General features: G+C 44.1%; 13 protein-coding genes. 10 read left to right on the forward strand and 3 right to left on the reverse strand.

From position 1 onward, the window contains the following. The first annotated feature begins 23 nt into the window (after positions 1-23). From gatC to gatB, 3 genes are read left to right on the forward strand one after another with little or no spacing between them, the layout of a single operon-like run. Entirely contained in the window at positions 24-314 is a 291-nt protein-coding gene (gatC, locus tag K3F53_RS02705) for an Asp-tRNA(Asn)/Glu-tRNA(Gln) amidotransferase subunit GatC (RefSeq protein WP_057899926.1), read from the forward strand. 17 nt (positions 315-331) lie between these two features. Beyond that, positions 332-1,792 (forward strand): Asp-tRNA(Asn)/Glu-tRNA(Gln) amidotransferase subunit GatA, encoded by a 1,461-nt coding sequence (gene gatA, locus K3F53_RS02710; RefSeq protein ID WP_057899925.1) that lies wholly within the window; start codon positions 332-334, stop codon positions 1,790-1,792. Positions 1,793-1,808: 16 nt separating this feature from the next. After that, positions 1,809-3,248 carry an Asp-tRNA(Asn)/Glu-tRNA(Gln) amidotransferase subunit GatB gene (gene gatB, locus K3F53_RS02715; RefSeq protein ID WP_091261112.1) on the forward strand — a complete coding sequence of 480 codons (1,440 nt, stop codon included), beginning with the start codon at positions 1,809-1,811 and terminating at the stop codon, positions 3,246-3,248. 94 nt (positions 3,249-3,342) lie between these two features. Here the strand turns inward: gatB and K3F53_RS02720 are convergent, their stop codons facing one another. Further along, positions 3,343-4,065, reverse strand: coding sequence for an EAL domain-containing protein (locus K3F53_RS02720; protein ID WP_220559309.1), 723 nt, complete (start codon positions 4,063-4,065; stop codon positions 3,343-3,345). A 218-nt stretch (positions 4,066-4,283) separates the two neighbouring features. On the opposite strand from K3F53_RS02720, the gene K3F53_RS02725 reads away from it, so the two are divergent. From K3F53_RS02725 to K3F53_RS02735, 3 genes are all read left to right on the forward strand, one after another. Then, positions 4,284-4,847 carry a site-specific integrase gene (locus K3F53_RS02725; protein WP_091261110.1) on the forward strand — a complete coding sequence of 188 codons (564 nt, stop codon included), beginning with the start codon at positions 4,284-4,286 and terminating at the stop codon, positions 4,845-4,847. A gap of 343 nt (positions 4,848-5,190) precedes the next feature. Beyond that, the gene (locus tag K3F53_RS02730) at positions 5,191-5,862 is read left to right on the forward strand and encodes a GGDEF domain-containing protein (RefSeq protein ID WP_057899921.1); all 672 of its coding nucleotides are present in this window, start codon (positions 5,191-5,193) and stop codon (positions 5,860-5,862) included. Positions 5,863-6,059: 197 nt separating this feature from the next. Further along, positions 6,060-6,806, forward strand: coding sequence for a sirohydrochlorin chelatase (locus tag K3F53_RS02735; protein ID WP_220559310.1), 747 nt, complete (start codon positions 6,060-6,062; stop codon positions 6,804-6,806). Positions 6,807-6,821: 15 nt separating this feature from the next. Here K3F53_RS02735 and K3F53_RS02740 read toward each other — a convergent pair whose 3' ends face one another. Beyond that, positions 6,822-7,517, reverse strand: a complete 696-nt coding sequence (locus K3F53_RS02740) for a FadR/GntR family transcriptional regulator (RefSeq protein ID WP_057899919.1) — start codon at positions 7,515-7,517, stop codon at positions 6,822-6,824. Between the two features lie 140 nt (positions 7,518-7,657). Here K3F53_RS02740 and K3F53_RS02745 point away from each other — a divergent pair, with 140 nt between their 5' ends. Both K3F53_RS02745 and K3F53_RS02750 read left to right on the forward strand, forming a co-directional pair. Then, a complete protein-coding gene (locus K3F53_RS02745) occupies positions 7,658-9,106 on the forward strand; it encodes an FAD-binding oxidoreductase (protein WP_057899918.1) in 1,449 nt (482 codons plus the stop codon). A gap of 37 nt (positions 9,107-9,143) precedes the next feature. Further along, positions 9,144-10,424 (forward strand): (Fe-S)-binding protein, encoded by a 1,281-nt coding sequence (locus tag K3F53_RS02750; RefSeq protein ID WP_057900434.1) that lies wholly within the window; start codon positions 9,144-9,146, stop codon positions 10,422-10,424. 166 nt (positions 10,425-10,590) lie between these two features. On the opposite strand, the gene K3F53_RS02755 is transcribed toward K3F53_RS02750, so the two are convergent. Continuing rightward, positions 10,591-10,947 carry a helix-turn-helix domain-containing protein gene (locus K3F53_RS02755; RefSeq protein WP_057899917.1) on the reverse strand — a complete coding sequence of 119 codons (357 nt, stop codon included), beginning with the start codon at positions 10,945-10,947 and terminating at the stop codon, positions 10,591-10,593. Between the two features lie 303 nt (positions 10,948-11,250). Here K3F53_RS02755 and K3F53_RS02760 point away from each other — a divergent pair, with 303 nt between their 5' ends. After that, positions 11,251-11,958 carry a two-component system sensor histidine kinase NtrB gene (locus K3F53_RS02760; protein ID WP_057899916.1) on the forward strand — a complete coding sequence of 236 codons (708 nt, stop codon included), beginning with the start codon at positions 11,251-11,253 and terminating at the stop codon, positions 11,956-11,958. Positions 11,959-12,063: 105 nt separating this feature from the next. Beyond that, positions 12,064-12,945: a diacylglycerol kinase gene (locus tag K3F53_RS02765; RefSeq protein WP_057899915.1), complete on the forward strand. Its 882-nt coding sequence runs from the start codon at positions 12,064-12,066 to the stop codon at positions 12,943-12,945. The last annotated feature ends 79 nt before the right edge of the window (positions 12,946-13,024 follow it).

Consider the following 13,024-nt stretch of genomic DNA (forward strand, 5'->3'; position numbering starts at 1 on the left):
CAGCAGAATTAGGAGGTGGAAACATGAGCGCGATTTCGCGGAACGAAGTGGAATATGTAGCGAAACTGGCCCGCTTAAATCTTACGGAAGAGGAAGCGGTGAAATATACAGAACAATTAAACAGTATTCTTGAATTTGCAGGTAAACTGAACGAACTAGATACGACAAACGTGCCTCCGACAAGCCATGTACTTGATGTCTATAATGTGATGCGCGACGATGAAGTACGCCCGTCCCTTGAGCGCGAGGAAGCTTTGCGCAATGCGCCGGACGAAGAAGATGGACAGTTCAAAGTGCCGGCTGTTATTGAATAAGAAAGGAGGACATCCACGTGTCTTTATTTGATAAAAAGCTAACAGAAATACATAGTGAAATAGATAAAGGGGAGCTTACAGTTTCAGATTTGGTGAATGCATCATTTGAGCGCATTGGCCAGACGGAAGATAAAGTGAGAGCTTTTATCTTACTTGATGAAGAAAATGCGCGTGCCCGCGCCAAGGAGTTGGACGAGCAGCAATCCCGCGGCGAGGAGAAGGGATTGCTTTTTGGTCTGCCTGCGGGGATTAAAGACAATATTGTAACGAAGAACGTAACAACAACATGCGCCAGTAAGCTTTTGGCTAACTATAGCCCGATTTACAATGCCAGTGTGATGGATCGTTTGCATGCGGCGCAGTCTGTGATGATCGGAAAGTTGAACATGGATGAGTTTGCGATGGGTGGTTCTACGGAAAACTCTGGTTTTCACAACACATATAATCCGTGGAATCTGGAATATGTACCGGGTGGCTCCAGCGGTGGTTCAGCAGCTTCTGTTGCGGCTGGACAGGTATACTTCTCGCTGGGGTCCGACACGGGAGGATCGATTCGCCAGCCTGCGGCTTACTGTGGCGTAGTAGGATTGAAGCCGACATATGGTCTCGTATCCCGTTTCGGTCTCGTGGCATTTGCGTCTTCGCTTGATCAAATCGGACCGATCACAAAAAATGTTGAAGACGCTGCGTATGTTTTGCAGGCGATTGCAGCGCACGATCCGTTTGATTCTACGTCCGCTGATGTGGAAATTCCGGACTATATTTCGGCGTTGACAGGTGAAATTCAAGGCTTGCGCGTTGGCGTGCCGAAAGAATTGATGGGGGAAGGAATTGATCCAGAAGTAAAACAAAAAGTTACGGAAGCGTTGAAAGTGCTGGAACGACTCGGCGCCATTGTCGAAGAAGTTATGCTACCGCATACTGAGTATGCTGTACCGACATATTATATTATTGCGCCTTCCGAAGCATCCTCCAACCTTGCTCGTTATGATGGTGTACGTTACGGCGTGCGTGCGGACAATGCGGAGAATCTGATTGAGATGTATCGTGAAACGCGCAGTCGGGGATTAGGGCCGGAAGTAAAGCGTCGGATTATGCTCGGCACCTATGCGCTCAGCTCCGGTTACTATGATGCATATTACAAAAAGGCGCAACAGGTGCGCACGCTTATTAAGCAGGATTTCGACAGTGTATTTGAAAAATATGATGTGATCATCGGGCCAACTGCGCCGACAACCGCGTTCAAAATCGGCGAGAAAGTGGGCGACCCACTCACAATGTACCTGGAGGATATTTGTACCATTCCTGTAAATCTGGCCGGAATCCCGGCAATTAGTGTGCCCTGCGGTTTTGCGAGCAACGGCCTGCCTGTTGGGTTGCAGATTATCGGCAAAGCGTTCGATGAGGCGACGATTTTACGCGTCGCGCATGCCTACGAGCAAAATACGGAACATCATAAGGCTCGTCCTGAGCTGTAAAGGGGGTACATAAGGAATGGCGAAAGAATTTGAAACGGTCATCGGGCTTGAAGTTCATGTTGAGTTATCAACCAAGTCGAAAATTTTCTGCGGCTGTTCCACTGAATTTGGAGCGCCGCCGAACACGCATACATGTCCGATTTGTCTCGGTCATCCGGGTGTTCTCCCGGTTCTGAACAAAAAAGCGGTAGAATTCGCGATGAAAGCGGCGCTTGCGCTGAACTGTGAAATCTCCGAAGAAAGCAAATTCGATCGTAAAAACTACTTCTATCCGGATTTGCCGAAAGCGTATCAAATTTCACAATATGACCAGCCGATCGGCAAGAATGGCTGGATTGATATTGAAGTAAACGGACAAACGAAACGTATTGGTATTACTCGTCTGCATTTGGAAGAGGACGCGGGCAAACTTGTACACGCAGAAAGCGGCTATGCCTCTCTCGTGGATTATAATCGTGTGGGTACGCCGCTTGTCGAGATCGTATCCGAGCCGGACTTGCGTTCACCGGAAGAAGCGCGTGCATACTTGGAGAAATTGAAGGCGATCATGCAGTATTGCGAGGTTTCCGACGTAAAAATGGAAGAAGGCTCGCTGCGCTGTGATGCCAATATCAGCCTTCGTCCGGTTGGACAAAAAGAGTTTGGCACCCGCACTGAACTAAAGAATGTTAACTCATTCCGCAATGTGCAGCGCGGCTTGGAATATGAAGAAATGCGTCAGGCCGAAATTTTGCGCGATGGCGGCGAAGTTGTACAAGAGACGCGCCGCTGGGACGAGGCAAAAGGCCGTACCGTTTCCATGCGCGGTAAGGAAGAAGCGCACGACTATCGTTATTTTCCGGATCCGGATTTAATTAAATTAAAAATTAGCCGCGAATGGGTAGAACAAATTCGCGCTACCATTCCGGAATTGCCGGATGCGCGCAAAGCCCGTTATATTTCCGAATATAGCTTGCCGGAATACGATGCTGGCGTTATTACAATGTCTAAAGACATTTCCGATTTCTTTGACGCTGCCGTGAAAACGGGGGTAGACGCCAAAGCTGTATCCAACTGGATAATGGGCGAAGTCATCGGTTATTTGAATGCCAATGAAGCCGAAATGAAAGACATTAAAATGACTCCAGAGCAACTGGGGCAAATGATTAAGCTGATTGACAAAGGCACGATTAGCACGAAAATCGCGAAGAAAGTGTTCAGAGAAATGATGGAAACCGGTAAAGATCCGGAGAAAATCGTCGAAGAACAAGGTCTTGTGCAAATTAGTGACGAAGGCGCGATTAAGCAGATGGTGGATGAAGTGATCGCCAACAACCCACAGGCGGTGGCAGACTTCAAAGCCGGCAAAGAAAAAGCTATCGGTGCGCTGGTTGGTCAGGTAATGAAGGCATCGAAAGGCAAAGCGAACCCTGGACTTGTCAACCAGTTGCTGCGCGATGCGCTGGCAAAAATGTAATCGAGTAGAAAAACACGGCCAAGCTTATTGAGAGCTTGGCCGTGTTTTTTCTTAGAATGTTAGGGAAGTCCATCATTTTTATCATAAGAGAATGTTATAAAATGGAAGGTTTATCTAATAAATATCCCTGGACTATTGGTACATGCAGTACCTTAGCGATGGCCAAGTCCTCCGCTTTTTCGATCCCTTCTAATATTAAGACGATTTCCTCGTTACAGTAATCAATTAAAGATTTAATAAGGTTTTGTTTCTTTTCACAATTCGACAGGTTATGGGAGAAGTATTTGTCTAATTTAATAAAATCCGGTTCTAGTTCTATAAGGTGCCGCAGAGAATAAAATCCTTTTCCTACATCGTCAAGAGCGATTTGAAAGCCCTGTTCTTTTAACGAACAAATCGCTTTTTTTATAAGGCTAAAATCCGTTATTTCTTCTTGTTCATTAATTTCAAATACGATATTTTTTGTTTTAAATGTGAAAATGGACGTTACTTCGTTTAGAAATCTGGTGAATTCAGGATGGATTATGGTTGATGGAAATATATTTATAAATAACTTTGACTCAAATCCTTTGCGTTTTCTCCAATATGTTGCTATTGCATGGAAAATAGATAATATATCTAGTTCATATAATTTTTGATATTTTTTAGCCAAAAGAAAAAAAAGTTCAGGGTTATTTACTTGTTCAGTCCGAAAAAAAGCTTCATAACCGTATATTTTCCAATTGGAAAGATTATAAAGAGGTTGGTATAGATGATAAAACATTTTTTTTGAAAGAATCGTATCTAAATCTTTTTCTGAAAATTTGATATTATCCATAAGTTCCCCGCTTCTTTTTTACTAAAAATAGTATTTGATTCGTAGCAAAATATAAAACAAATTAGTCTTTTTGTTAGATTTTATATTCTTTAAAATGAGATAAGCTAAATGATTGATTTTAAAGGGTTTGTTCGTTTTTTAGATAATAAAAGCCAAAAGAACAATTTAACATATTGAATAAAAAATTAAATTAAATCTTACATTCTGGAGTGATTTTTATGGCAGTAAAAAAAGGAGCAAATACAGTAGAACCGATCCGTGATATTGAAAAAATCAAGGAGATAAAAGAGTATCTTTTACATCGCTCATACAGGAATTATCTACTATTCACTTTTGGGATTAATTCAGGCTTAAGAATTAGTGATATCCTACCTCTTAGGGTTATGGATGTTAAATATACCAACTATTTAATTATCAAAGAGAAGAAAACAAAAAACATAAGAAAAACGATTATAAATGAGACGTTGAGAAGGGAGATTGATAGATATACGCGAAAAATGGCAGATTCAGAGTATCTTTTTCCTTCGCAAAAAGGGGAGCGCCCTATTAGCAGGATTCAAGCGTGGCAAATTATACATACTGCAGCAAAAGCTTGCGGAGTAGAAGGGCCCATCGGAACTCATACATTAAGAAAAACATTTGGCTACCACTTTTACCAAAAAACGAAAGATGTTGCAATGTTACAATATATTTTTGGTCATTCCAGCCCTTCGATTACGTTGCGATACATTGGAATTAATGATGAAATGGTAAGTAAAGCCTTGGAAGAATTCTCTTTGTAACCATTAATTTCATTTTTTTTTAATAAGGTATGGATTTTATAAAATAACATTTTATAATAAAAGGTAATAGATAATTTTGTCAAAAAATCTAACAAAAAGACTATTTTGTTTTAAACTTGATTCATTCATCAACTTAATATTCTTTCAATTAAATAATAAAGTGTGTAAATTAAACAGTTCATTTATGAACAGCTCCAAAAGTCCTGTTGCGCCAACTGTTTTCTAAAGTTGGCGTTTTTTATAGAATGACTCAGTCCTATAAAAATCAGATGACTACCATGCAAACGTCGAAATATCAAGTCAGATGTATATAAAAGCAGAATGATAAAGGAGGAATTTTGATTTGAAGCAATATACTGGAAGATTACTTTTGTCTTTTTTATTTTTGGCTCATTCACTTATATGGATCTATTACCTTTATATAGGTAATCATAGTAAAAAGATGGATATATTTGTGATGTTTGTCACTTATTTTTCACTTGTTATTTTTTGGTATATGGGTAAAAAGTATGATGAGTACAAATTTTTTTCTGAAAAGGATTATCTAACAAACTCGTACAATAGAAGATTTCTTTATAAAATCTTTCCTAAAATGGTAAAGAAGTCAAGGCGGAGTCAGGAGAAGATAAACCTGTTTCTTTTAGACGTTGATAATTTTAAAGATATTAATGATACAAAAGGACATAAATATGGTGATTTAACTTTAAAAAGTATTTGTGCTTCATTAGTTAGCAAAAAAGGGAAAGGAGAAGTCGTAGTTAGGTGGGGAGGCGATGAGTTTGTTCTTCTCATCCCCTGTACAGAAAAAATCGAATCCCACAAGGTGATAAAGCGAATTAGTAATCATATTCATCCGCTTTCTAAAAAATGGGGGATTGATCTTTCTGTTTCTGTCGGTTCCGCAGTTTATCCTGATGACGGGAAAAGTCTTGATGAATTAATTCAAAAGGCGGATCAGAATATGTATCATTATAAATTTCAACTCAAATACGGCAAAAGTCCCCTGCCTCTATAGGCGGGGGAGAAATGCCGCTTCTCTGACTCTGGAGGCTAATCGGCAAGCCTTGAACGATGTCACTCAGGTGGCTTTTGAGAAGAGGAGAGAAGAAATTTGAATAAAGAGAGCACCCTGCGCGTTTCATCTTGAAAATTTTATAATATCGTAGTAATATACCCATTAAACCAATTAATTAAATCGGAGTTTGATGAAAAATGAAGCAGGGTGTACTTGTGATTAGCCATGGTTCCCGTAATAGAACATGGGTGGCAAAAGTAGAAGAATTGCTACAACAGGTTCATGCTGCGTGTCCATTGGAGGCTGCGTTCCTCGACATGGTAGAAGGTCGCACCATTGGAGAAGGAATGAAAAGGCTAGAAGCGCAGGGAGTAGAAGAAATTATCGTGGTTCCGTTGTTTGTTTCAAGCGGCAGTACACATTTGCAGGAAATTCGCTATGCACTGGGCTTCACTTCTCATCTGGATATTAAGACATGGCGACATCCCCTGTCAATCGGAGCACGAGTGATTTGGACAGAGCCAATGAATGACCACCCAAAAATCCGGGAGTTGCTCCATGATCGTGTCCGCGAGTTTTCCGTCCGTCCATCCGAGGAAATGCTTATGCTGGTTGCGCACGGTAGCGATGTGCCTGGTTTTAAAGAACGCTGGCAAGAGATGCTCGAAGGCCTCGGTTCCACCTTGTGTTGCGAACTTGGTTTGAAGGGAGCTGTATATGCGACCATTCATCCCGATACGATCGCAAGCCGTGCCAGGACAGCATCCGGTGAAGGCCGTCTTATCGTGGTGCCTGTGTTTCTCAGTCCTGGCTATTATACAGAAAAAGCGATTCCAAAAAGGCTGGCCGGAATCCCGCACCGCTACAGCGGCAGAGCATACCTTCCGGATCAACGCGTCGTGCTCTGGCTTGAAGAAACAATTGCCGCCCATCTTAGAAGATAGGCGGCTCTTTTTTGGCTACAGCAAGCCTGCTTCTAGCGCTTTTTCGACGCGGGCCAAATGTTTTTCAGTCATACGGCGCGCTTTTTTGGGGTCTCGGCTGCGTATGGCTTCAAAGATTTCCGAATGCTCCTGGTACAGTCGGGTGGAAGAACCGTCTTTGCTGTAAAGCCAAAGGTTCCGGTAGTCACGGATGGTCTGGTTCATCGCTTCTGAGATGCTTTCCATTATATTTCTGAGAAACGGATTTTTGGTGGCGTGTGCGATCGCCATATGGAATTGGATATCGTAAATGCGGCCCATTTCTTCGTTGTCTCTTGAAATCATCATATTATCCAGAATTTCACGTAACGTTTTTTCATCATGTTCGTCATGGTGTAGTGCCGCGAGTTCGGCGCAGCCGGATTCAATAATTTTACGGACTTGGAGAAGATGTGTAAGCTCTTCCCGGTTACTGATGAGAAGCGCGGGGAGCGCTTTAAGCGCGTCAGTCGCGTCCTGCTTCACGAATGTTCCTTCTCCTTGCCGCGATTCGATCAACCCGCGCGCTTTTAACTGGCTGAGCGCTTCGCGGATGGTTGATTTTCCGACTCCATATTGTTCGGCCAATTTATCAATTGTTTTAAGACGGGCGCCTGGTTGCAGAATTCCTTCTTCGATCATTTTCTGCAAATCGTCCGCCACAACCTGATAGCTTTTTTTGATTAAACTCATGCCTTTTCGTTTCTCCTTAGAAAAAATTCTTGTCACTAAAAGTATGTACCTTCTTTTATACTCTACAAAACTTTTAAAAAGTATGGTAGACTAAACATCAAATTCATCTGATGACCTGCTGATTAGAGAGGGGAAACAATATGGATCAACAGATAAAAAGCGAGTTGCGAAGTATCGTCGGTCAGAATTATTTTTTGGATTCACCAAATGAACTATACGTGTACTCGTATGATGCTACGCCGCTCTACCAGGCGATGCCGGATGTGGTGTTGATTCCAGCCTGTGTGGAAGAAGTATCAGCGATTATGAAAGTGGCGAACAAGCACCGGATTCCGATCGTATCGCGCGGATCGGGCACGAACCTGTGTGGCGGTACGGTTCCTGTTGAAGGTGGCATCGTATTGAATATGAACCGTTTAAACGAATTTAAAGAAATCGATCAAGAAAATCTTACCGCCACATTTGGGCCAGGCGTGATCACGGCCGATGTCCACAAAGCGGTGGAAGCGGTTGGACTTTTCTATCCGCCAGATCCAGGCAGTATGCGCATTTCCACTATGGGCGGGAATGTAGCTGAGTGCGCGGGCGGTATGCGCGGTTTGAAATACGGAGTAACGAAAGACTATGTGATGGGGCTTGAAGCGGTATTGCCGAGCGGAGACGTGTTACGTGTCGGCGGAAAGAACGCAAAAGACGTGGCCGGATACGATGTAACGAAGCTGCTCGTTGGCTCGGAAGGAACGCTGGCTGTCATTACGGAAATCACCGTAAAATTATTGCCACTTCCGGCCGCAAAACAAACGATGGTGGCCTATTACAACGACCTGGCGGCGGCTGCGCGAACCGTGCAGCGCATTATTGCCTCCAAAATTATTCCGGCGACCATGGAATTTCTGGATCAGGCGACCATGACGGTGGTCGAGGATTTTGCGAGAATTGGTCTACCGCTTGACATGAAAGCGATGCTTATCATCGAGCAGGACGGTTCCGAGTGGCAAGTTGAACACGATATGAAGCGAATCGCGGACATTTGCCGGGCTGAAGGCGCCACAGAAGTCCGTACCGCTCAGACGGTGGAGGAAGGAGCGAGTTTAATGGCGGCCCGCCGCTCGGCGTTATCCGCGTTGGCGCGCGTGAAGCCGACCACCATTCTGGAAGACGCGACCGTACCACGCGCGAATCTGGCGGCCATGGTCGAGCAGATAGAAAATATCGCACAGAAATACGGCGTACAGATTTGTACATTTGGTCATGCGGGAGATGGCAATTTGCACCCGACATGTCTTACGGATGAGCGGGATAAAGAGGAGATTCACCGCGTTGAGCAGGCGTTTGAAGAAATTTTTCATACCGCCATTCAGCTGGGCGGAACGATCACGGGTGAGCACGGCGTAGGCATGGCGAAAGCCGGTTACCTTGATTTGAAATTCGGTCCGGTTGGTATGGAAGTGATGAAACGGATTAAAGAAGCGTTTGACCCGAACGGCATTATGAACCCAGGAAAAATCTTTGCAAAAAGCACGAGAAGAAGGGTGGTTGTAAAAGGCGATGGCTGCGGATACAAACAATGCGAGCACACTCATAGCTGATACATTAAGCACAGCGCCAGCTTGTGAAAAACAGGATATGTCCCTGTTAAGCAAGTTTAACATGGATGAGATTATGAACTGTATGCAGTGCGGTTTTTGCCTGCCATCCTGTCCAACATACCGTCAGACAGGCAAAGAAGTGGCGAGCCCGCGCGGTCGCATTGCGCTTATGAAAGGTGTGGCGCAGAAGGCGCTTGCCGTGGATGAAGAGTTTGAGCACAATATGTATCTTTGCCTTGGTTGTCGCGCGTGTGAGACAGCTTGCCCTGCAGGTGTTCCGTACGGCAGTTTGGTGGAAACGGCGCGGGAAGTCGTAGAAACACGTAAGAAAGAAGAAAAGACACTCCCATTTATCCGCAATTTGGTGTTCAATCAATTGTTCCCGTATCCGGAGCGTATAGAAAAGCTGGGAACCGCGCTCTGGGCAGCCCAGGCGGCCGGACTGCATACGCTGGCCCGGAAAACCGGATTGATTAACGTTCTGCCACGCCCGCTGGCAGAAATGCAGCAGTCCGTCCACAAAGTTGCTTCTCCGACCGAGAGAAAAAAGCGTCAGAAAGTGATGAAACCGGAAGGCAAGCCAGCTCAATTAAGGGTCGGTATGTTTAAGGGCTGCATCATGGATGTCATGTTCTACGAAACAAACCAGGCGACTGCCCGCGTGCTGACCAAGGCGGGCTGTGAAGTTGTATTCGTTGATGATCAGGCCTGTTGCGGTGCGCTACACGCTCACGCTGGAGAAAAAGACGGTGCCATTGCGCTTGCGAAACGGAATATCGAAGCATTTGAAAAAGCGGGTGTCGATCTTATTGTGAACAATGCTGGCGGTTGTGGGGCAGCTTTAAAGGAGTATCATCACTGGTTCCATGGCGATCCGGATTGGAAAGAGCGCGCCATGAATTTTGTGTCCAAAATGCGTGATGCGAACGAGTTACTTGCGGAATTGCCAGAACTGGAATTCAAAAAGGAGCTTAACCTGCGCGTCACCTATCAGGATTCTTGCCATCTTGCGCACGGTCAGGGGATCCGTAACCAGCCGCGCCATCTTCTCCGTAGCATTCCTGGTGTTGAATACATTGAAATGATCAACGCGGACAGCTGCTGCGGCTCAGCTGGTATTTACAATATCACTAACTTTGACATGTCCATGCGGATTCTGGACGACAAGATGGAGAATGTGAAGATGACAAAAGCGCACGTTATTGTTACATCCAATCCTGGCTGCCTGCTGCAGATGAAACAGGGGATTATCCGCGCGGGCATGCAGGACAAAATGGAAGCGATTCATATTATGGATTTGCTCGATCGTGCACTTTAGCTTTTCGTTTTGATTATATATAAGGGAAAACTCGCGGAGTACCTGCGAGTTTTTTTATTTTTGAGAATTTACGTTTTTCATCCCATAGCTAAAGCCAGCGGGCTTTCAAATGTCATTTTTTATAAAGGAAAGCGGCGGGAGACTTCCGCCTGCTTTGTATTTTATGTCACTGTTTGTTATCCTGTTTTAATTTTTTTAGCATTTTAATTGTATTGCGGACTTGTTCTTTCACGATTTCCTGCTCTTGCGGGGAAAGTTCTTCATATCCTTCATAGGAGGAAATATCGATAGAAGGATCACGGAGAATGTACGGGGGAGAAACAGGATCATCAATACGTCCGAGAAGATAGTCTGTTGAAACGTTGAAAAAATCGGCGAATTTCTGAAGCGTAGCAAAATCGGGCTGGCGTTTGTTTATCTCATAATGCGCGTAAGTGCCGCGGGAAATGTTTAAGTGTTTTGCGATTTCCTCTTGGGTCAAATTTTTTTGTTGGCGAAGTTTTTTTAACCTATCACCAAGCATAACAATCCCACCTTTTTGCTTTCCCGATACATTATACTGTAGCCGTTGGTACCGCTAAAATGATTGTAGCGATAAGTTGCAAAGCGATTGAAAATAACTAATTTTTAAAGTAAAATCAAGGGATGGAGTAGCGTATAGCTACACGGTTAGTTTTTGAAGACAAGGCATAAAAATAACGGGAAATAAATGGAGAAGGATGAATATGCAAGCTTTGATAAGCTGGCTTAAGAACTTTTCATTGCCTCTGAGTGAAACGCAGGTGGTAGGAGTGTTCATACAATAATTATGGTAAGGAGAATGCAGATGGATAAGGCTGTGTGTCCGAACGAGGAGGAAAGGGCGAATTATTCCCTCATCGGCGATATAGCTGTTAAAATGGCTCATGAAGTACGGAATCCTTTGATGACGGTGCGCGGGTATTTGCAATATCTTTCGCGAAGTGTCGGGGAAGAGAATGCGGTGATATTTTTAGATCTTTTAATCCCCGAACTCGATCAAATAAATAAAACGATCGAAGATTTTTTGCTATTATCCCAGCCGGTTGTTCCGAAGAAACGACAGGTTTGTATCAACACGCTCATAAAACAATTCAGCTATTTGGTTTCAAAAGACACGGCGAATCAGGACATCAACTTTCAAATTCATCTTGCCCGGGAACTGGACGCTTATCCGCTTTTTATTGACCCTGATCAAATGCTGCAAGTTTTTTTCTCTCTTTTTTCTAATTCCATCGAAGCAAAAGACAAGCCGACGATGTCTATCTGCATCAAGACAAAGCTGCATAAAAACAAGGCATGTGTATATTTTGCGGACAACGGAAGAGGAATGGATAAGGAAACACGACGACAAATTTTTAATCCATTTTTCTCCACGAAGAAGGTCGGTATGGGCCTGGGGCTACCGATCGTGAAAAAAATCGTTACAGCAAACGGTGGTAGGATTAAGGTAAAGAGTTGTGGCAAAACAGGAACAATTGTCACACTGTTTTTTGCCATGCCTATGAATGTTTAACAGATTTTCAGCGGAGCACAGGAGCGAATACCGCTCTATCTTTTAAAACGAAAGAAAAGAAGGTATGATAAACTATAGAAAATTTATGGATGGGATGGATACGGATTGAAACGAGCTCGGCTTATTTATAATCCGTCTGCTGGCCGGGAAGAGGTGCGCAAACGGATTCCTGATATATTAAATACGCTGGAAGAAGCAGGCTACGAGACATCGTGCCATGCGACTAAAGGGGAAGGGGACGCGACGCTGGCGGCCCGCAGAGCGGTGGAGAATCGGTTTGATTTGGTTATCGCTGCGGGAGGAGACGGAACCGTCTATGAGGTGATTAATGGAATCGCGGAACAGCGCTACCGTCCTGCGCTTGGCATTATTCCCGCGGGCACGACAAACGATTTTGCCCGCGCTATCGGACTTCCTCGTTCGATTCCTAAAGCGGTTGGTGTTATCGCTAAAGGAAAGCCTTCTCCCATTGACATCGGTAAAATTAATGACAAATACTTCATTAACATCGCCGGTGGCGGTTCGCTCACCACGCTTACATACGAAGTGCCAAGCAAAGTTAAGACGATGCTTGGTCAGCTCGCTTATTATATTAAAGGGATCGAGAAGCTTCCGTTTCTTTCGCCGATGCGTGTACGAATTGAGGCAGACAATAATATCGTAATCGATGAAGAAATCATGCTTTTCCTTATCGCCAATAGTAACTCCGTGGGTGGATTTGAAAAGCTTATGCCAAAGGCAAAATTGGATGATGGCTTGTTTGATTGTATTGTGTTGAAGAAAACATCGCTGCCGGAGTTTATTCGCATCGCTACGATGGCGTTAAAAGGCGAACATTTCAAACATCCAAACGTGATTCATTTTCAGACGAAACAATTAAAAGCGACTGCAAACAAACGAGTTGACCTGAACCTGGACGGTGAGCTGGGAAGCTCTCTGCCATGTAAGTTTACGGCGCTGCCGCGCCATATTCAGTTGATTCGTTGAAATTTATAGAAATGCCGTCTGAACGTCCATGGTTTCAATCGTGGGATGAAAGATGGCATTGTTTGGTATCCTCTTTAAG

Source organism: Aneurinibacillus thermoaerophilus (assembly GCF_019603355.1).
In the GTDB taxonomy this organism is placed as follows: domain Bacteria; phylum Bacillota; class Bacilli; order Aneurinibacillales; family Aneurinibacillaceae; genus Aneurinibacillus; species Aneurinibacillus thermoaerophilus.